General features: G+C 55.7%; 21 protein-coding genes. 10 read left to right on the top strand and 11 right to left on the bottom strand.

What is annotated here, in order from left to right:
• The first annotated feature begins 8 nt into the window (after positions 1-8).
• Both cyoE and L384_RS10515 read left to right on the top strand, forming a co-directional pair.
• Positions 9-896 (top strand): heme o synthase, encoded by an 888-nt coding sequence (gene cyoE, locus L384_RS10510; RefSeq protein WP_003859062.1) that lies wholly within the window; start codon positions 9-11, stop codon positions 894-896.
• A gap of 150 nt (positions 897-1046) precedes the next feature.
• A complete protein-coding gene (locus L384_RS10515; protein WP_022650465.1) occupies positions 1047-2408 on the top strand; it encodes an MFS transporter in 1362 nt (453 codons plus the stop codon).
• 32 nt (positions 2409-2440) lie between these two features.
• Here L384_RS10515 and L384_RS10520 read toward each other — a convergent pair whose 3' ends face one another.
• Positions 2441-2932 carry a YajQ family cyclic di-GMP-binding protein gene (locus L384_RS10520; RefSeq protein ID WP_017383179.1) on the bottom strand — a complete coding sequence of 164 codons (492 nt, stop codon included), beginning with the start codon at positions 2930-2932 and terminating at the stop codon, positions 2441-2443.
• A 125-nt stretch (positions 2933-3057) separates the two neighbouring features.
• On the opposite strand from L384_RS10520, the gene panE reads away from it, so the two are divergent.
• Both panE and yajL read left to right on the top strand, forming a co-directional pair.
• On the top strand, positions 3058-3969 hold the full coding sequence (gene panE / locus L384_RS10525; protein ID WP_022650464.1) for a 2-dehydropantoate 2-reductase: 912 nt from the start codon (positions 3058-3060) through the stop codon (positions 3967-3969).
• Positions 3932-4525, top strand: a complete 594-nt coding sequence (yajL, locus tag L384_RS10530) for a protein deglycase YajL (protein WP_023324229.1) — start codon at positions 3932-3934, stop codon at positions 4523-4525. Before panE ends, yajL begins: the two co-directional genes overlap by 38 nt.
• Positions 4526-4656: 131 nt before the next feature.
• On the opposite strand, the gene thiI is transcribed toward yajL, so the two are convergent.
• Complete coding sequence (thiI, locus tag L384_RS10535) at positions 4657-6105, bottom strand: tRNA uracil 4-sulfurtransferase ThiI (protein ID WP_022650463.1); 1449 nt, start codon at positions 6103-6105, stop codon at positions 4657-4659.
• Between the two features lie 178 nt (positions 6106-6283).
• Between thiI and xseB the strand changes: the two genes are divergently transcribed.
• The 4 genes from xseB (at position 6284) to L384_RS10555 (ending at position 10350) form a co-directional block, all read left to right on the top strand.
• Positions 6284-6526 carry an exodeoxyribonuclease VII small subunit gene (xseB, locus tag L384_RS10540; RefSeq protein WP_003859094.1) on the top strand — a complete coding sequence of 81 codons (243 nt, stop codon included), beginning with the start codon at positions 6284-6286 and terminating at the stop codon, positions 6524-6526.
• Complete coding sequence (gene ispA / locus L384_RS10545; RefSeq protein WP_003859095.1) at positions 6527-7426, top strand: (2E,6E)-farnesyl diphosphate synthase; 900 nt, start codon at positions 6527-6529, stop codon at positions 7424-7426.
• Positions 7427-7450: 24 nt separating this feature from the next.
• Positions 7451-9313, top strand: a complete 1863-nt coding sequence (gene dxs / locus L384_RS10550) for a 1-deoxy-D-xylulose-5-phosphate synthase (protein WP_015571294.1) — start codon at positions 7451-7453, stop codon at positions 9311-9313.
• A gap of 62 nt (positions 9314-9375) precedes the next feature.
• On the top strand, positions 9376-10350 hold the full coding sequence (locus tag L384_RS10555) for an aldo/keto reductase (RefSeq protein ID WP_023315517.1): 975 nt from the start codon (positions 9376-9378) through the stop codon (positions 10348-10350).
• A 68-nt stretch (positions 10351-10418) separates the two neighbouring features.
• Here the strand turns inward: L384_RS10555 and thiL are convergent, their stop codons facing one another.
• The 5 genes from thiL to nrdR all read right to left on the bottom strand — a co-directional run bounded on the left by thiL (position 10419) and on the right by nrdR (position 14024).
• Positions 10419-11390 (bottom strand): thiamine-phosphate kinase, encoded by a 972-nt coding sequence (thiL, locus tag L384_RS10560; protein WP_023315516.1) that lies wholly within the window; start codon positions 11388-11390, stop codon positions 10419-10421.
• 77 nt (positions 11391-11467) lie between these two features.
• Complete coding sequence (gene nusB / locus L384_RS10565; protein WP_006809908.1) at positions 11468-11887, bottom strand: transcription antitermination factor NusB; 420 nt, start codon at positions 11885-11887, stop codon at positions 11468-11470.
• Between the two features lie 21 nt (positions 11888-11908).
• Positions 11909-12379, bottom strand: coding sequence for a 6,7-dimethyl-8-ribityllumazine synthase (gene ribE / locus L384_RS10570; protein ID WP_003859098.1), 471 nt, complete (start codon positions 12377-12379; stop codon positions 11909-11911).
• An 87-nt stretch (positions 12380-12466) separates the two neighbouring features.
• Positions 12467-13570, bottom strand: a complete 1104-nt coding sequence (ribD, locus tag L384_RS10575; protein WP_023324228.1) for a bifunctional diaminohydroxyphosphoribosylaminopyrimidine deaminase/5-amino-6-(5-phosphoribosylamino)uracil reductase RibD — start codon at positions 13568-13570, stop codon at positions 12467-12469.
• A 4-nt stretch (positions 13571-13574) separates the two neighbouring features.
• Entirely contained in the window at positions 13575-14024 is a 450-nt protein-coding gene (gene nrdR, locus L384_RS10580) for a transcriptional regulator NrdR (protein ID WP_023324227.1), read from the bottom strand.
• A gap of 152 nt (positions 14025-14176) precedes the next feature.
• On the opposite strand from nrdR, the gene L384_RS10585 reads away from it, so the two are divergent.
• Both L384_RS10585 and L384_RS10590 read left to right on the top strand, forming a co-directional pair.
• Positions 14177-14716: a SadB/YajI family lipoprotein gene (locus tag L384_RS10585; RefSeq protein ID WP_003859100.1), complete on the top strand. Its 540-nt coding sequence runs from the start codon at positions 14177-14179 to the stop codon at positions 14714-14716.
• Positions 14717-14984: 268 nt separating this feature from the next.
• Positions 14985-15869 (top strand): nucleoside-specific channel-forming protein Tsx, encoded by an 885-nt coding sequence (locus L384_RS10590; protein ID WP_032610182.1) that lies wholly within the window; start codon positions 14985-14987, stop codon positions 15867-15869.
• A gap of 118 nt (positions 15870-15987) precedes the next feature.
• On the opposite strand, the gene L384_RS10595 is transcribed toward L384_RS10590, so the two are convergent.
• The 4 genes from L384_RS10595 to secD form a co-directional block, all read right to left on the bottom strand.
• A complete protein-coding gene (locus tag L384_RS10595; RefSeq protein WP_023324226.1) occupies positions 15988-16668 on the bottom strand; it encodes a helix-turn-helix transcriptional regulator in 681 nt (226 codons plus the stop codon).
• A gap of 10 nt (positions 16669-16678) precedes the next feature.
• Positions 16679-17044 (bottom strand): VOC family protein, encoded by a 366-nt coding sequence (locus tag L384_RS10600; protein ID WP_023324225.1) that lies wholly within the window; start codon positions 17042-17044, stop codon positions 16679-16681.
• A gap of 138 nt (positions 17045-17182) precedes the next feature.
• Entirely contained in the window at positions 17183-18154 is a 972-nt protein-coding gene (gene secF, locus L384_RS10605) for a protein translocase subunit SecF (protein WP_003859105.1), read from the bottom strand.
• Between the two features lie 10 nt (positions 18155-18164).
• Positions 18165-20012 (bottom strand): protein translocase subunit SecD, encoded by a 1848-nt coding sequence (secD, locus tag L384_RS10610; protein ID WP_003859106.1) that lies wholly within the window; start codon positions 20010-20012, stop codon positions 18165-18167.
• Positions 20013-20025: the final 13 nt, after the last annotated feature.

The raw sequence follows: 20025 nt of genomic DNA, 5'->3' as shown, positions 1-20025 counted from the left end.
CGGCGAGTATGTTTAAGCAATACCTGCAAGTCACGAAACCAGGCATCATCTTTGGCAACCTGATCTCCGTAATCGGAGGGTTCCTGCTGGCCTCTAAAGGCAGCATTGATTACACCCTCTTTATTTACACGCTGGTCGGTGTGTCACTGGTGGTTGCGTCCGGTTGTGTATTTAACAACTACATCGACATGGATATCGACAAGAAGATGGAAAGGACCAAAAATCGGGTGCTGGTTAAAGGCCTGATTGCCCCTTCCGTCTCGCTGGTGTACGCCACCTTGCTGGGTATTGCTGGCTTTATGCTGCTGTGGTTTGGTGCTAACCCACTGGCCTGCTGGCTGGGGGTGATGGGGTTCGTGGTGTATGTAGGCGTCTACAGCCTGTATATGAAACGTCACTCCGTCTACGGCACGCTGATTGGTTCTCTCTCCGGCGCTGCGCCGCCGGTGATTGGCTATTGCGCCGTCACGAACGAGTTCGACAGCGGTGCGCTGATCCTGCTGGCTATCTTTAGCCTGTGGCAGATGCCGCACTCCTACGCCATCGCGATTTTCCGCTTTAAGGATTATCAGGCGGCGAACATTCCGGTTCTGCCGGTCGTGAAAGGCATTTCGGTTGCCAAGAACCACATCACGCTCTACATCATCGCTTTTGCCGTGGCAACGCTGATGCTCTCTCTGGGCGGTTACGCCGGATATAAATATCTGGTGGTAGCAGCTGCGGTGAGCGTCTGGTGGCTCGGCATGGCCCTGCGCGGTTACAAAGTGGAAGATGACAAGGTCTGGGCACGCAAGCTGTTTGTGTTCTCGATTGTCGCCATCACCTCCCTGTCCGTGATGATGTCCGTAGACTTCATGGTGCCTGATTCACAAAACCTGCTGACTTACGTCTGGTAAGCTATAGCAAGGACATAAAGGGGTGCTTCGGCACCCCTTTTTTATTCATGAAATCTATTAGTAACGTATGTAATATTTGTTAAATAACCGATTATTTACCCCGCCCCTTCCCCGCACTACACTATGGCCTGCTTTTGAACTGAGGTGGTAATGAACGATTATAAAATGACGCCAGGCGAACTGCGTGCGACCTGGGGTTTAGGGACTGTTTTCTCGCTGCGGATGCTTGGCATGTTTATGGTCCTGCCCGTTCTGACCACATATGGCATGGCGTTACAGGGTGCCAGCGAAGCGCTGATCGGTCTGGCGATCGGTATCTACGGCCTGGCGCAGGCAATATTCCAGATCCCCTTTGGCTTGCTCTCCGACCGAGTGGGTCGCAAACCGCTGATTGTCGGCGGGCTGCTGGTGTTTGTGCTCGGCAGCATCATCGCCGCCCTCTCCCACTCCATCTGGGGAATTATTCTTGGGCGCGCCCTGCAAGGTTCCGGGGCGATTGCCGCCGCCGTGATGGCGCTGCTGTCAGACTTAACCCGCGAGCAAAACCGCACCAAAGCCATGGCGTTTATCGGCGTCAGCTTTGGCGTCACGTTTGCCATTGCCATGGTGCTGGGGCCCGTTATCACCCATTCACTCGGCCTGCACGCCCTGTTCTGGATGATTGCGGTGCTGGCGACCATCGGGATCGCACTCACGCTGTGGGTTGTACCTGACAGTAAAAACCACGTCCTCAACCGTGAATCCGGGATGGTCAAAGGCTGCTTCAGCAAAGTCATCGCCGAGCCGCGCCTGCTTAAGCTGAACTTCGGCATTATGTGCCTGCACATTCTGCTGATGTCCACCTTTGTCGCCCTGCCCGGTCAACTGGCCTCAGCAGGTTTTCCGGCGGCAGAGCACTGGAAAATTTATCTGGTCACAATGCTGATCTCGTTTGTCTCCGTTGTGCCCTTCATTATTTACGCCGAAGTGAAGCGCAAAATGAAACGCGTCTTCGTGGGCTGCGTGGCGTTACTGCTGATTGCCGAGATTGTGCTGTGGGGCGCCGGCCCGCATTTCTGGGAGCTGATCGCTGGCGTACAACTGTTCTTCCTGGCCTTTAATCTGATGGAAGCCCTGCTGCCGTCGCTTATCAGCAAAGAGTCTCCGGCAGGATACAAAGGCACCGCGATGGGCATTTACTCCACCAGCCAGTTTCTCGGCGTGGCGATCGGCGGGTCACTCGGCGGCTGGGTGGATGGTCTGTTTGACTCCCAGACCGTTTTCCTCGCCGGTGCGCTGCTGGCGATGCTCTGGCTGTTTGTGGCCAGCACCATGAAAGAGCCGCGTTACGTGAGTAGCCTGCGGGTAGAAATTCCCGATGACGTGGCAATCGGTGACGCGTTACAACAGCGTCTGGAAGCGACAGAGGGCGTGAGCGAAGTGCTGATTGTCCCGGAAGAGCGCAGTGCGTATGTCAAAATTGACAGCAAAGTGACTAACCGCTTTGAGGTAGAGCAGGCGCTGAAGGCCTGAAAAAATGCCCGGTTTAGCCGGGCATGATTGTCTTAATCGCGGAAGTTTTTAAACTGGAATGGCTGACCGAGATCGCCGCCACGCACCAGCGCCATCACGGATTGCAGGTCATCACGGGATTTTCCGGTCACGCGGATCTCTTCCCCCTGGATCTGCGCCTGCACTTTGAGCTTACTGTCTTTGATAAGCTTCACGATTTTCTTCTGCACGGCGCTTTCAATACCCTGCTTCAGCTTCGCTTCCACAAACCAGGTTTTGCCGCTGTGAACAAAATCTTCCGGCACATCGAGTGAGGTCCCTTCAATGCCGCGCTTGAGCAGCTTGGCGCGCAGGATATCCAGCAACTGGTTGACCTGGAAATCAGACTCGCTCAGGACTTTGATCGTCTTGTTCGCGTCGTTCAGTTCAATGGTCGCCTCAACGCCACGAAAATCGAAACGTGACTCAACCTCACGGACAGCATTTTCTACGCCGTTACGCGCTTCCTGCAAATCAACTTCAGAAACAATATCGAAAGATGGCATCTTTTCTTCTCCCTTCATTTTTGTTGCGTTGCATAATACCCGCAACGAGGCATAACGAGAAGCTTAGCTGATGGCGCTATACTTAGCGTCATAGCACCTGGCGCCGTTGCAGGTGAGGAGGAACGATGAAAGTAACAGTGCTTGGATGCGGAGCCCTTGGCCAACTCTGGCTTACAGCGCTATGCAAACAGGGACACGACGTTCAGGGCTGGCTGCGAATTCCCCAGCCCTATTGCAGTGTGAACGTGATGGGTACAGACGGTTCAATTTTTAATGAGTCTTTGACGGCAAACGATCCGGAATTTCTTGCCACCAGCGATTTGCTGCTGGTCACGCTGAAGGCCTGGCAGGTCTCCGATGCGGTGAAAAGCCTGGCCGCCCAGTTACCTGAAAGCACGCCAATCCTGCTGATTCACAACGGTATGGGTACCATTGAAGAGCTAAAATCTGTCCGGCAACCGCTGCTGATGGGGACAACCACCCACGCGGCGCGTCGCGACGGTAACGTCATTATCCATGTTGCCAGTGGTATCACTCATATCGGTCCCGCGCGTGAACAGCCCGGCGATTACAGCTATCTTGCGGATACCCTGCAAAGCACGCTGCCTGACGTCGCCTGGCACAATAACATTCGCGCGGAACTGTGGCGCAAACTGGCGGTGAACTGCGCGATTAATCCGCTGACCGCCCTGCTGGATTGCCCTAACGGTGAACTGCGCCAGCATCCTGATCGGGTAGCGCTGATTTGCCGGGAAGTTGCCGCCGTCATTGAACGCGAAGGCTACCACACCTCAGAGTCCGATTTACGTTATTATGTCGACCAGGTCATTGAGAGTACGGCAGAAAATATCTCCTCAATGTTGCAGGATATCCGGGCTATGCGGCATACCGAAATTGATTACATTACCGGTTATCTGTTAAAACGCGCCCGGGCACACGGCATTACCGTTGCGGAAAATAGCCGTCTGTTTGAGTTAGTAAAACGAAAGGAGAGTGAGTATGAGCGTATCGGCACTGGTATGCCTCGCCCCTGGTAGCGAAGAGACAGAAGCGGTCACCACCATTGATTTGCTGGTACGTGGTGGTATTAAGGTTACTACCGCCAGCGTCGCCAGCGACGGAAGCCTGGCGATTACCTGCTCGCGTGGGGTGAAGATTCTGGCGGATGCACCGCTTGTACAGGTGGCGGACGGTGATTACGACATTATCGTTCTGCCGGGTGGTCTGAAGGGGGCTGAGTGTTTCCGCGACAGCCCGCTGCTGGTTGAAACCGTTCGTCAGTTTCATCTTTCCGGGCGTATCGTCGCGGCAATCTGTGCAGCCGCAGGTACGGTGCTGGTTCCGCACGACATTTTCCCCATCGGCAATATGACCGGCTTCCCTGGTCTGAAGGATACAATTCCGGAAGACCAGTGGGTGGATAAACGCGTGGTCTGGGATCCGCGCGTTAACCTGCTCACCAGCCAGGGGCCGGGCACCGCCATTGATTTTGGCCTGAAGATTATTGACCTGCTGGTTGGGCGCGAAAAAGCGTACGAAGTGGCTTCGTCGCTGGTGATGGCGGCGGGGATTTATAACTACTTTGAAGAGTAGTTATAAAAAAGTCGGGTGGCGCAAGGTAAAAGCAAAACGGCAACCCGAGGTTGCCGTTTTTAATGTTTGCGCCCTCTCCCTGTGGGAGAGGGTCGGGGTGAGGGCATCAGGCCGCACTCCTCGACAATAAACTACGGGCGATAGACCTTCACATTCGCGAAGCCCTGCTCGCGCAGATACAGCGCCTGCAAACGGCTCATGACCCCACGCTCACACCACAGCAGATACGTTTTGCTCTGGTCGAGATCGCCAAACTGGGTGCTCAGCTTGTAGAACGGCAGCGAAACCACCTCCACGCCTTCCACCTGCAACGGCTTGTCATCCTGCTCATCAACAGAACGGATATCCAGAATCGTATCGTTAGCACCAAAGCCGCTGACCGTCTCCACCTCAACCACTTCCTGCTCGGTCTGCTGGGCGATCTCACGGATATCGATGTTGGACGCTTCCGCCACCACTTTTTCCAGGATGCTGAAATCGAAGTTCTCTTCTTCCGCTTCGATCTTCGCCTTCACCGCTTTAATGGTTGGACTTTTTGAGATCACACCGCAATATTCCGGCATGGTACGGGCAAAATCTTCAGTACCGATTTTACGCGCCAGATCGATGATGTGCTCTTTATCGTGAGAGATCAGCGGGCGCAGGATCAGCGTATCAGACACGTTGTCGATAAGACGCAGGTTGGTCAGCGTCTGGCTGGAGACCTGCCCCAGCGCTTCACCGGTGACCAGCGCCTGCACGCCGTAGCGCTCAGCCACTTTGGACGCCGCGCGCACCATCATACGTTTCAGGACCACGCCCATCTGGCCGTCGTCCACTTTTTCGAGGATTTCGCCGACCACCGGCTCAAAGTTGATCGCCACAAAACGCACGCGGTGAGAGCTGCCGAAGCGGTTCCACAGGTAATGCGCCACCTGACGTACGCCGATTTCATGCGCCGCCCCGCCCAGGTTGAAGAAGCAGTAGTGCACGCGGCAGCCGCGACGCATCAGCATGTAGCTGGAGACGCCGGAGTCGAAGCCGCCCGAGATCAGCGACAGCACATCTTCCTGCGTGCCGATCGGGAAACCACCAATACCTTCATAACGACCCTTAACCAGCAGCAGACGATCGTTCTCGATCTCAAGATTAACGGTAACGTCCGGGTTAGTCAGGCGCACGCGCGCCGTCTCAACGTGCTGGTTCAGACCGCCGCCAACGTAGCGCTCGACTTCAATCGAGCTGAACTCGTGTTTACCACGACGCTTCACGCGCACGCAGAAGGTTTTGCCTTCGATCTGGTCGCGGTACTGTACCAGCGCCTTTTCGAAGATATCGTGCATATCGCTGAACGGAACGTCTTCCACTTCCAGAATATGATGAATACCAGGAATACGGGTCAGCGCGTCGCGAATATCAAGACGTTTGCTTTCGTCTTTCGCGCGGACTTCAACGTGGTCCCAGTGACGCACCACAGCGAGCGTTTCGTCGTAGTGTTTTAATACGTTACGAATGTTCCCGGTGAGAATTTTAATAAAGCGCAAACGCACAGATTGGCTTTTGATGGTGATTTCAGGGAACAATTTAATGATAAACTTCATGGCGGCAATGTTTCTTAGGCAAGCTTATAAAGGCTTGTAGTGGAAAATGATACAGCAGCCCACACCCGTGGCTGCATCCAGGCGCGCAAGTATACCACCATCGCGCCACTCGCGTTATTTGATAATTGCCCCGAGTCCGTTACCATGTTGGGGCGAAGAATATAAGAGTTAATTCACTATGCCGAAGAAGAACGACGCACCGGCCAGTTTTGAAACTGCGCTGAGTGAGCTTGAGCAGATTGTTACCCGCCTCGAGAGCGGCGATTTACCGCTGGAAGATGCCCTCAACGAATTTGAACGCGGTGTGCAGCTTGCGCGCCAGGGGCAGGTAAAGCTTCAGCAGGCCGAGCAGCGTGTGCAGATCCTGCTTTCCGACAGCGAAGACGCTAAAACCACGCCATTCACACCGGACGCCGAGTAAATGGATTTCTCCAACGCGCTTCAGGCGCGCGTCATCCGCGCCAACGATGCGCTGCGCCGATTCATTGAGCCGCAGCCTTTTCAGAACACTCCACTGGTTGAAGCCATGCACTATGGCGCACTCTTGGGGGGTAAACGCCTGCGTCCGTTCCTGGTATATGCCACGGGCAACATGTTCGGTATCAGCGATAACACGCTGGACGCCCCGGCAGCCGCCGTGGAGTGTATCCACGCCTATTCGCTGATCCACGATGATTTGCCAGCCATGGACGATGACGATCTACGTCGCGGTCAGCCAACCTGCCATATCAAATTTGGCGAAGCGAATGCCATTCTGGCGGGTGATGCGCTGCAAACTCTGGCCTTCTCCATTCTGAGCGATGCGCCGATGGTTGAAGTGAGCGATCGCGATCGTCTGGCAATGGTGTCCGAACTGGCAATGGCCAGCGGCGTCGCCGGGATGTGCGGCGGCCAGGCGCTGGATTTAGAGGCTGAAGGTCGTCAGGTTACTCTGGAACAGCTGGAGCGCATCCACCGTCACAAAACGGGCGCACTGATGCGTGCAGCCGTTCGCCTGGGCGCGCTGAGCGCGGGTGAACGCGGGCGTAAAGCCCTGCCGATTCTGGACAGATACGCAGAAAGTATCGGTCTGGCATTCCAGGTTCAGGATGACATTCTGGATGTGGTGGGCGATACTGCAACATTGGGAAAACGTCAGGGTGCGGATCAGCAGCTTGGCAAAAGTACCTATCCCGCCCTGTTGGGCCTTGAGCATGCCCAACGTAAAGCCCGGGATCTGATAGACGATGCCCGCCAGTCGCTGAATGAGCTGGCCGCGCAATCGCTGGATACCTCGGCACTGGAAGCGCTAGCGGACTACATAATCCAGCGTGATAAATAAACTATAAATCTCGATGAGCCTTTGATGAGTTTTGATATTGCCAAATACCCGACACTGGCGTTAGTTGACTCCACTCAGGAGTTACGTCTGTTGCCGAAAGAGAGTCTGCCGAAGCTGTGTGACGAGCTGCGTCGCTACCTGCTCGACAGCGTTAGCCGCTCCAGCGGCCACTTCGCCTCCGGACTTGGCACGGTTGAGCTGACCGTGGCGTTGCATTACGTCTATAACACGCCGTTCGATCAGCTGATCTGGGATGTCGGCCACCAGGCCTATCCGCACAAAATTCTGACCGGACGTCGCGATAAAATTGGCACCATTCGCCAGAAAGGGGGCCTGCACCCGTTCCCGTGGCGCGGCGAGAGTGAATATGACGTGTTAAGCGTCGGCCACTCTTCCACCTCCATTTCTGCGGGCATTGGTATTGCCGTTGCCGCCGAAAAAGAGAATAAACAACGTCGCACTGTCTGCGTGATTGGCGACGGGGCGATCACCGCCGGGATGGCCTTTGAGGCCATGAACCACGCGGGCGATATCAAACCGGACATGCTGGTGATCCTCAACGATAACGAAATGTCGATCTCCGAGAACGTCGGCGCGCTGAATAACCATCTGGCGCAGCTGCTGTCCGGCAAGCTTTACTCCTCACTGCGTGAAGGCGGTAAAAAAGTCTTCTCCGGCGTACCGCCGATCAAAGAGCTGCTTAAGCGTACCGAAGAACACATCAAAGGCATGGTCGTACCGGGTACGCTGTTCGAAGAGCTGGGCTTTAATTATATCGGCCCGGTGGACGGCCACGATGTGCTGGGTCTGGTGACGACGCTTAAAAACATGCGCGACCTGAAAGGCCCTCAGTTCCTGCATATCATGACCAAAAAAGGGCGTGGTTACGAACCGGCGGAGAAAGATCCGATCACCTTCCACGCGGTGCCTAAGTTCGACCATACCAGCGGCTGCCTGCCGAAAAGCAGCGGCGGGATGCCAAGCTACTCAAAAATATTTGGCGACTGGCTGTGCGAAACGGCGGCGAAAGACAACATGCTGATGGCGGTGACGCCTGCCATGCGTGAAGGCTCCGGCATGGTGGAGTTTTCCAAAAAATACCCGGACCAGTATTTCGACGTCGCCATTGCCGAGCAACACGCGGTAACCTTTGCTGCGGGCCTGGCGATTGGCGGCTACAAGCCGGTGGTAGCGATCTACTCTACCTTCCTGCAACGCGCCTACGATCAGGTTATCCATGACGTTGCCATTCAGAAGCTGCCGGTGCTGTTTGCTATCGATCGCGCGGGCATTGTGGGGGCTGACGGCCAGACGCACCAGGGCGCGTTTGATCTCTCCTTCCTGCGCTGTATCCCGGACATGGTGATCATGACGCCAAGCGACGAAAATGAGTGTCGTCAGATGCTGTATACCGGTTACCACTATCAGGACGGTCCCTGCGCGGTACGCTATCCACGCGGTAATGCCCTTGGCGTTGAATTACAGCCGCTGGAAAAACTGGACATCGGTAAAGGTCTGGTGAAACGTCGCGGTGAAAAAGTGGCGATCCTGAACTTTGGTACGCTGATGCCGGAAGCGGCAAAAGTCGCTGAAAACCTGAATGCGACGCTGGTCGATATGCGCTTCGTGAAGCCGCTCGATGAATCTCTGATTCTGAGCATGGCGGAAAGCCATGACGTGCTGGTCACGCTGGAAGAGAACGCCATCATGGGTGGCGCGGGTAGCGGCGTGAACGAAGTGCTGATGGCGAACCGTAAAGCCGTTCCGGTGCTTAATCTCGGCCTGCCGGACCACTTCATCCCGCAAGGCACCCAGGATGAGGCGCGCGCCGACATTGGTCTGGACGCCGCCGGTATCGAAGCCAAAATCCGCACCTGGCTGGCCTGATCCCTCCCCTTTTCTGCTCCTGCTATGCTTAAACGTATTGTTTAAACAGCAGGAGCGGAACCATGCAATACACGACATTAGGAAAAACGGACCTTAAGGTGTCCCGGCTTTGCCTGGGATGCATGACGTTTGGCGAGCCTGACCGGGGAAATCATGCCTGGACGCTGCCGGAAGAGAGCAGCCGCCCCATCATCAAGCGCGCCATTGACGGCGGCATCAACTTCTTCGATACCGCCAACAGCTACTCCGACGGCAGCAGCGAAGAGATTGTTGGCCGCGCCCTGCGAGATTTTGCCCGTCGTGATGACGTTGTGGTTGCCACTAAGGTGTACTACCCGTCAGGCGACCTGGCGGAAGGCCTTTCTCGCGCGCAGATCCTGCGTTCTATTGATGACAGCCTCAGACGCCTGAACATGGATTACGTCGACCTGCTGCAAATCCACCGCTGGGATTACAACACCCCGATCGAAGAGACGCTTGAAGCGTTGAACGACGTCGTGAAAGCCGGTAAAGCGCGCTACATCGGCGCATCGTCCATGCATGCCTCACAGTTTGCCCAGGCGCTCGATCTCCAGGCACAGCACGGCTGGGCGCGCTTTGTCACCATGCAGGATCACTACAACCTGATTTACCGGGAAGAAGAGCGCGAGATGCTGCCGCTCTGCTACCAGGAAGGCGTGGCGGTGATCCCGTGGAGCCCGCTGGCGCGCGGAAGGTTAACCCGTCCGTGGGGCGAAACCACCGCCCGGCTGGTATCGGACGAAGTGGGTAAAAACCTGTATGACGATACAGAAACCAGCGATGCGTTAATTGCCGAACGCTTAGCCGGGATCGCCGACGATATCGGTGCAACGCGCGCGCAGGTGGCACTGGCGTGGCTGCTGAGCAAGCGCGGTGTCGCCGCGCCGATTGTGGGCACATCGCGGGAAGAACAGCTGGATGAGTTGTTGAGTGCGGTGGACTTATCGTTGACGCCGGAGCAGATTGCCGAGCTGGAGACGCCGTATCAGCAACATCCGGTGGTAGGGTTTAAATAAACAATTCAGGGAACAAAATCCGTAGGCCGGGTAAGCGCAGCGCCACCCGGCAATACAGAGCGCCAAAATTACGCGAAGTGATCGTACCCTTTCCAGTCAAGCGTAACCGGGGCGCCGTCGCGGACAAACAGCAGCCCTTCACTTTCCGGCATCACCTGCCCGATGCAGGTAAATTTCGCCCCCAGATGCGCTAACGCCACATCCAGTGTTCCGCGATTCAGCTCAGGCACCGTGAAGCACAGCTCATAATCTTCTCCACCGGATAACGCCCATCGCAGCGCCTGCTCAGGCTCGGCATGGCGACGCAACGGCTCTGACAGAGGAAACAGATCCAGATCGATCCGCGCGCCCACGCCGCTGGCTTTCAGGATATGGCCGAGATCGGAGATCAGCCCGTCAGACAAATCGATAGCCGAACTGGCCCGCTCGCGCAGCGCCTGGCCGTGCAAAATACGCGGCGTGGGCCGGAGATGGCGCTTCACCAGGTACGCCGCATCGTCAGCATCTTCAACCGTTAAACGGTTCTGAAGGATTGCCAGCCCTGCCGCGCTATCCCCCGGCGTACCGGTCACGTAGATCCAGTCGCCCGGTTTTGCGCCCGAACGTTTCAGCGCGCGCCCGGCAGGCACATAGCCGTGGATTGCCAGGGTCATCGACAGCGGACCGGCAGTGGTATCACCGCCAATCAGCTGCATATCGTAATAATTCAGCTGCTCAAACAGGGCATCGCTGAAGGCTTCAAGCCAGGCTTCATCCACCTCTGGCAAGGTCAGAGCCAGCGTCAGCCAGGCCGGGTCGGCGCCCATTGCCGCCAGATCGCTGACGTTCACCGCCAGCGCTTTATACGCCAGATCGGCAGGATCGATGTCGGGCAGGAAATGTCGCCCACACACTAAGGTGTCGGTGCTGATTGCCAGCGTCTGTTTTTCGGGAATATTGAGAAGTGCGCAGTCATCGCCAATGCCGGTTTCAACATCAAGACGAGAGGTTCTGACACGGTCGAAATAACGGGCAATCAGGGAGAATTCGCCGCATGCCATACGTTATGCCTCAGCAAATAAAAGAAAAAACCGGAGCCACACTGCCCGTCAGGCAATGCAGAACTCCGGTTTGCGGATCACTTTTTGTGGGGACGGATCGCAGGTGCGGCTTTATCCAGCACGCCGTTAACAAACTTGTGGCTGTCTTCAGCGCCGAAGGTTTTCGCCAGTTCGATCGCTTCGTTGATGGCCACTTTGTACGGCACATCATCACGTTTAGACAGCTCAAACAGCGCGATACGCAACACTGCTTTTTCGACCTGGCCCAGCTCTTCGAGCAGACGGGACAGGTATGGCTTCATCAGACCATCGAGATACGCGCTATTAGTCGCCACTCCCGACAGCAGTTCACGGAAGTACAGAACGTCAACGTCTTTCACGTCCTGTTCTGACAGGAACTGGTATTCAACATCAGCGATGTCGTTCTGGGACAACTGCCAGGAGTAAAGTGCCTGGACGGCACATTCACGGGCGCGGCGACGAGCAGCAGGTTTCACGGAATTCCCCTTACAAAAAAATCAGGCCTTGATGGCTTTCAATACATTGATCATTTCAAGCGCGGTCAGTGCAGCTTCTGCACCTTTGTTACCGGCTTTGGTGCCAGCACGTTCGATGGCTTGTTCAATACTTTCGGTGGTCAGCACGCCGAACGCGACAGGAATTTCAGCATCCTGCGCAACGTGCGCCAGACCATTGCTTGCACCGCCCGCAACGTATTCGAAGTGCGCAGTGCCGCCACGAATAACAGTACCCAGCGCAATCACCGCGTCGTATTTACCGGTTTTCGCCAGCGCGCCCGCTGCCAGTGGCAGTTCGTAAGCACCTGGTACCCAAACGACGGTAATGTTGTCATCTTTAACCTGGCCGATACGTTTCAGGGCGTCAACCGCACCTTCCAGCAGGCTATCATTGATGAAGTTGTTGAAACGCGCAATGGTGATGGCGACGCGAGCGTCCGGGGTAGCTACAGCAGCTTCAATAATGTTCATACTCTTCCTTTACGGGTTCATTTGGCCCCGCAGGGGGGCGGATTTTATCATAATACTTTGCGTACTGCTTCCCTATTTCAGGAGCAATTACGCTGTCGTTAAATGGAGGCAGACATCCGGGCCTACCGGACGAATCTCACTGAATGAGAGTTGCGGCGCATCGGCCAGTTTTTCAAGGCCGGGCAGCACAAACAGGCCGCGCGCGTCGTTACCTAACAGTTTAGGCGCAACGTAGACGAGAAGCTCATCCACCAGCCCCGCCTGAAGCAGTGCGCCGGCGAGCGTCGGACCGGCTTCAACCAAGATACTGTTGACCTGCTGTTTGCCGAGCAACATCATCAGCACCACCAGATCCAGATGCCCGTTATGTTCCGGCACCGTAATGCTGCGCACGCCTTGCGGCCATTCGCGCGTATCTTCTTTGGTGCGTGCAATCCAGGTTTCCCCCGGCTGCTGCACGATGCGGTGCTCCGGCGTCACGCGGTTCTGGCTATCAATAATAATGCGCAGCGGCTGACGCAGGTTCTCCTGCGGATAGAGCGCCTGCGTATCTGCATTCAGCTCTTCCCAGCGTACGGTCATGGCCGGATCGTCAGCCAGTACCGTTTCACTGCTGGTGAGAATAGCATGGCTTTGCGCGCGCAGACGTTGCACATCGCGCCTTGCCTGTGGCGAGGTGATCCACTGGCTCTCGCCGTTCGCCATCGCCGTGCGGCCATCCAGTGACGCGCCAAGCTTAAGCTGGATAAACGGGAAGCCGGTGCGCATACGCTTCAGGAAGCCTTTATTCAGGGCTTCCGCATCCTGCATCATCAGGCCGTGGCTGACGTCGATTCCTTCCTGTTGCAGACGATACAGTCCGCGGCCCGCTACCTGCGGGTTAGGATCCTGCATGGCGGCGACAACGCGCGAGACGCCCGCCGCAATCAGCGCTTCACAGCACGGCGGCGTACGCCCATGGTGGCTGCATGGCTCCAGCGTCACATAGGCCGTCGCGCCACGCGCTTTCTCCCCCGCCATGCGCAAGGCATGCACTTCAGCATGCGGCTCGCCTGCGCGATAGTGAAAACCTTCCCCCACGATCTCACCATCTTTAACAATGACGCACCCGACATTGGGGTTAGGGTGAGTGGTAAACCGACCGCGCTGCGCCAGCTTCATGGCTCGCACCATGTACATCTCGTCGTGCATGGTCTTAATCCTGTAAGCGGGCGATCTCTTCGCCAAACTCTTTGATGTCTTCGAAGCTGCGGTAAACGGAGGCAAAGCGGATATAGGCGACTTTATCGAGCTTTTTCAGCTGTTCCATCACCAGATTGCCGATCATTTTGCTCGGCACTTCGCGCTCACCTAACCCCCGCAGATAAGATTTAATGTGGTTTAACGCCATTTCGACGCCATCGGAGCTGACGGGCCGTTTTTCCAGCGCCTTGAGCATCCCGCTACGCAGTTTTTCTTCATTGAACGGTTCGCGCACATCGTTACTTTTTACCACGCGCGGCATTACCAGCTCTGCCACCTCGAAGGTGGTAAAACGCTCGTTGCACACCAGACACTGCCGACGACGACGCACGGAAGACCCTTCGCCTACAAGACGTGAGTCGATGACTTTGGTATCCACAGCGGAGCAAAATGGGCAATGCATACGATGTCCCTGTTATCTGGTTAACTGATTTCTATTTTACCCTGAACTGGCCCGACAACAAAGGAAGAGCTTTTTGAGACAAAGGATCTATGCCTGACGGCACTATCCTGTCTACCATTGCAGCAATCTGTGATTTCAAGGAATTAAACGCAATGACAAGACGTTACCTGAAAATAGTGCTGGTGGGGAGCCTGTTCACGCTTAGCGCCTGCGCACAGCAAAGCGAAGTCCGCGAGATGAAACAAAGCGTGAATACGCTTAACGTGGCGATGGACAAACTTAATAAAGAAACCGTGAAGATCACCCAGCAGAACGCGCTGAATGCCAAATCCAGCAATGGCGTTTATTTATTGCCAGGTGCAAACACGCCCGCGCGTCTGAACAGCCAGATTGGCACGCTAAAGATGTCTCTGGTGAATGTTGCAGCGAATGCCGATGGTACTCGCGCAACATTACGCATTCAGGGTGAGTCCAACGATCCGCTGCCCGCGTTCAGCGGCACCGTAGAGTGGGGCCAGATTCAGGGCACCACGGAGAGCTATCAGGAAGTGAACGTGAAGAATCAGCTCTTCACCGCCCCCGCCAGCACGCTGGCGCCGAGCGATGTTGACATCCCGCTCCAGCTGAGCGGACTGACGCCAGAACAGCTGGGCTTTATCCGTATTCACGACATTCAACCCGCCGCGCAATAACCCGCCCTTTTAGCGGAGTGAAATGTCACTCCGCTAACATTTACATTTCGTATGGATTGGCAACATAAATGATTGCCGCTACAATCGCGCCCGTCTAAAGTACGCAAACGTGAACGCAATCGATTACGTATGTGAGAGATATGTGAAACAACACATATTTTTGTGAGCAAGGATTCCTATAATAGGCTCCGCAGAAACACTAAATATTTAGAAACGCAATTCGCGCATTTTTCACTCCCGGAAGGGAATTTCAATCAGTGGCATGATTATGAAAAAAACATTACTCGCAGCCGGTGCAGTTCTGGCACTGTCCTCCTCTTTCACTGTTAACGCAGCGGAAAACGACAAACCACAATACCTCTCCGACTGGTGGCACCAGAGCGTTAACGTGGTAGGCAGCTACCATACCCGTTTCGGACCGCAGATCCGTAACGATACTTACCTCGAGTACGAAGCATTCGCTAAAAAAGACTGGTTTGATTTCTATGGCTACATGGACGCACCGGTATTCTTCGGCGGTAACACCGACGCGAAAGGTATCTGGAACCACGGTTCCCCACTGTTCATGGAGATCGAACCACGCTTCTCCATTGATAAACTGACTGGTACCAGCCTGGCGTTTGGTCCGTTCAAAGAGTGGTATTTCGCAAACAACTACATCTACGACATGGGCCGCAACAAGTCCGGTCGCCAGAGCACCTGGTATATGGGTCTGGGTACAGACATTGAGACTGGCCTGCCGATGAGCCTGTCCATGAACGTCTACGCAAAATACCAGTGGCAGAACTACGGCGCTGCGAACGAGAACGAGTGGGATGGCTACCGTTTCAAAGTGAAATACTTTGTGCCAATTACCCAACTGTGGGGCGGCAACCTGAGCTATATCGGCTTCACCAACTTTGACTGGGGTTCAGACCTGGGCGATAACGATTTCCGCGACCTGAACGGCAGAAAAGCGCGCACTAACGACTCCATCGCGTCCAGCCACATCCTGGCGCTGAACTACGATCACTGGCACTACTCTGTTGTTGCGCGTTACTGGCACAACGGTGGTCAGTGGAACGACGACGCCAGCCTGAACTTCGGCAACGGCGACTTCAGCGTTCGTTCTACCGGTTGGGGCGGTTACCTGGTCGTGGGTTACAACTTCTAATTAGTGCGGGATTGTGCGGGCTGGTGCCCTCACCCCTTCCCTCTCCCACGGGAGAGGGCGCAAACACAAAAAACGGCAACATCGTTGCCGTTTTGCTTTTACCTCGCCACCCGGCTTTTTACTGCTTCACCTTGCGCAAAAAATCCGCCAGCGACCTGTCCGCGCTTTCGCTAAAGCGTCTTTCCGTCAGCGTAATATGCAAACACCGGTCGAGACGGAAGCAGCGATAGTCATCGCGCCATTCACACCACGCGGCCAGCAGCCAGTGCTCACCCCAGAAGAACAGCCCCAGCGGCTGAACCTCACGCCAGGTTAACTGCCCGGCTTCATCGCGATAGTGCAGCGCCAGCACACGCAGGGCAGAAATTGCCTGGTGGATCACGTCGAAACCACTACGGGAGTGTGGCTGAAGGGCAATATCCGGCGCGTAAATTCGCGTCTGTTCAGCTTTGCGGCGGCTCTCTTCTGGCAGGATCGCCAGCACTTTTTCCTGGGCCGACTCCAGCTCGCGCGACAGCGATTCCCCGCCCCAGGTTTTGAGCAGACGGATCGCCACCATCAGCGCCTCGGACTCCTTGTTGGTCAGCATCAACGGGGGTAAATCAAAACCCGACATTAGCCGATATCCGCTTCCCGCCTCGCCTTCCACCGGCACGCCGGAAAGCGACAGGTCGCGGATATCGCGGTACACCGTGCGCTCGGACACGCCAAGCCTTTCCGCCAGATGCGCTGCCGTTGTCAGACGCCTGCCCCGCAGGATCTGCACAATCTGGAACAAACGGTCAGCGCGTCGGGTCATCGGTTTACTCTCATACCGGTTGATGGAGGCCGACGCGATTACCTTCGCTGTCGGTAAACAGGGCTATAGTGCCAATGCCTTGCGGCAGTTCCAGCGGGCCAAACACGCACTCACCGCCCGCAGAAGCAATACGATCGAGCGTGGCCGCCAGATTGTCAGTATGCAGGTAAATAATAGCGCCCTGCGAAGAGGGTGTAACGCCGTCAAATTTCGCCAGCGCGCCGCCGGTGGCCGGATCCTCGTGCGGGAAAATCGCCAGCTCAGCCACGTCCATCTTCTCGCGCCGCAGCGCGACCTGCATCACCGACTCATAAAATTTGGTGGCGCGATCCATATCGGCGACCGGAATTTCAAACCAGTTAATGACACTTTTCATACGTCCTCCTGCCTGTTGTTAGGGTTCAGAAGGAGTCTACGACAGGGCTCCTGACAACATACTGTCAGGAGTGTTTGTGAGATGCAGACAAAAAAAATCCCGGCCAGCAGGCCGGGATTTCGATACCGCATAAGACGCTTACGGCAGAATGGACGGCTGATCCGCCCCTTCTTTCTCGACTTTCTGCTGGATCAGATGCTCGCGCTTCATGCCCAGCTTCAGCGCCAGCGCGGACGCGACGTAGATAGACGAGGCCGTACCGATAGACACACCGATCAGCATGGTCAGCGAGAAGCCTTCCAGCACCGGGCCACCGAACAGGAACAGCATCAGGATCACCATCAGGGTGGTGCCGGAGGTGATCAACGTACGGTGCAGCGTCTGGGTCAACGACACGTTAAAGATTTCGTACGGCGTGCCGCGACGGATCTTACGGAAGTTTTCACGAATACGGTCAGATACCACGATACTGTCGTTCAGTGAGTAACCGATAACGGACATCAGGGATGCCACAATCGTCAGGTCAATCTCAATGTGGAAGAGGGACAGTATGCCCATGGTGATCACCACGTCGTGCGCCAGGGCGATAACCACGCCTGCCGCCAGTCGCCACTCAAAGCGGAAACCGACGTAAATCAGGATCGAGATCAGCGCCACAAGCAGCGCCATCGCACCGGTCTGCGCCAGGTCAGCACCAACGCTCGGGCCGACAAACTCAATACGCTTAACCGTTGCGTCCTGGCTGGTCGTTTCGTTAATAACCTGAACGACCTTGCTGCCCAACTCCTGGCTGCCGTTGGCATCGTGTACCGGCGGCATACGCACCATGATGTCGCGGCTGCTGCCGAAGTTCTGTAGCAGCGGCTCTTCAAAGCCCGCTTTTTGCAGAGACTCACGCATCTGGTCCATATCGACCGGTTTTTCCAGGGTAATTTCGATCACCGTACCACCGGTGAAATCCAGGCCCCAGTTAAAGCCTTTCACGCCCATAATGACGATGGACAAGATCAGCAGAAAACCTGAAATGCCGAAGGCCCAGTAGTCCCAGCGCATAAAGTCCCAGACTTTACGGCCGTGGTTCAATTGTTCAACAGTATATTCCTGTGCCACAACGCACTCCTCAGATAGACAGCTTTTTGACGCGCTTGCCGCCGTACAGCAGGTTCACGATGGCACGGGTGCCGACAATAGCGGTAAACATCGACGTTGCGACACCGATACCGGTAGTAATCGCAAAGCCTTTGATCGCGCCAGTACCCACTGCATACAGGATAAGAACCTTAATCAGTGTTGTTACGTTCGCATCGAAGATGGAGCTGAACGCCCCTTTGTAGCCTTCTTCAATCGCCTGCTGTACAGAACGACCGTTGCTCAGCTCTTCTTTGATACGTTCGTTTATCAGTACGTTGGCGTCGACCGCCACCGCAAGGGTTAGAACGATACCCGCGATACCTGGCATGGTTAGCGTCGCCCCTGGCAGCAGGGACATGATACCGATGATCAGCACCAGGTTGGCAATCAGCGCGGAGGTCGCAATCAGGCCGAACTTCTTATAGAAGAAGATCATGAAGATGATGGACACCGCCAGACCGGCCAGACACGCTTCCAGACCCTGTTTGATGTTCTGCATACCCAGGGTTGGACCGATGGTACGTTCTTCAACAATCTGAATTGGCGCAATCAGCGCACCGGCACGCAGCAGCAGAGAGAGCTGACGCGCTTCGTTCGGGTTGCTGATACCGGTAATACGGAAGCTGTTACCCAGACGAGACTGGATGTTGGCGATGTTAATCACCTCTTCCTCTTTCACCAGCACGGCACGGCCATTGGCGTCTTTCTTACCGCTGTCTTTGTACTCCACGAACAGGGTCGCCATCGGCTTGCCGATGTTGTCCTTGGTGAAGTTAGACATGATGTTGCCACCTGCGCTATCCAGCGAGATGTTAACCTGCGGCTGGTTGTACTCATCCTGGCTTGAAGTGGAGTCGGTGATATGGTCACCGGTCAGGATCACGCGTTTGTACAGCACAACCGGCTGGCCTTCGCGGGTCTGCTTCACTTCGGAATCGCCCGGCACACGGCCTGAAGCCGCAGCAGCCTGGTCAACGTTGGAGTTAACCAGACGGAACTCCAGGGTCGCCGTCGCGCCCAGAATCTCTTTCGCACGGGCGGTATCCTGGATACCCGGCAGTTCGACCACGATACGGTCTGCACCCTGACGCTGTACCAGTGGCTCAGCCACGCCCAGCTGGTTTACACGGTTACGCAGAATGTTAATGTTCTGCTGAACGGCGTATTCACGTGCTTCACTCAGACGCGCGTCGGTCATTACCGCACGCAGCTGATTGCTGCCCTGAGAGGTGATAACCAGATCGCGGTGACGCTGAGACAGATAGGTCACAGCCTGATCGCGTGCCGCGCTGTCGCGGAACGTGATGCTCATGCCGTAGTTATCTTCTTTACGTACGGTGGTGTACGGAATGCCCTTATCGCGCAGATCGCTGCGCAGGCTGTCGATATTCTGTTCCTGTAGCTTGCCGAGCGCGGTATCCATATCCACTTCCATCAGGAAGTGAACGCCGCCACGCAGGTCAAGACCCAGTTTCATTGGCTCTGCGTTCAGCGCAGCCAGCCAGCGTGGGGTTGCAGGAGCAAGGTTAAGCGCCACGACATATTTATCACCCAGCACGCCCATCAGCGCTTCACGTGCGCGGAGCTGCGTGTCGGTGGTGTCGAAGCGAGCAAGAATTGCGCCCTCTTCCAGTGCCACAGACTTAGCGGTAATTTTTTCTTCTTGTAACGTTTTCTGGACCTGGATCAGCGTTTGCTCACTGGCGGCGACACCGCGCGCGCCAGTGATTTGAACGGCCGGATCCTCACCATACAGGTTGGGAAGCGCGTACAGCAGGCCGACGATAATCACGACGACCAGCATGATGTACTTCCACAAAGGATAACGGTTTAACACGGCAGTTCCCTTT

Origin of the sequence: Enterobacter sp. MGH 38 (assembly GCF_000492855.1) — a bacterium.
GTDB lineage: Bacteria > Pseudomonadota > Gammaproteobacteria > Enterobacterales > Enterobacteriaceae > Enterobacter > Enterobacter hormaechei_C.
Note: the sequence above shows the minus strand (reverse complement) of the source record. Positions and strands in the feature narration are given on the sequence as shown.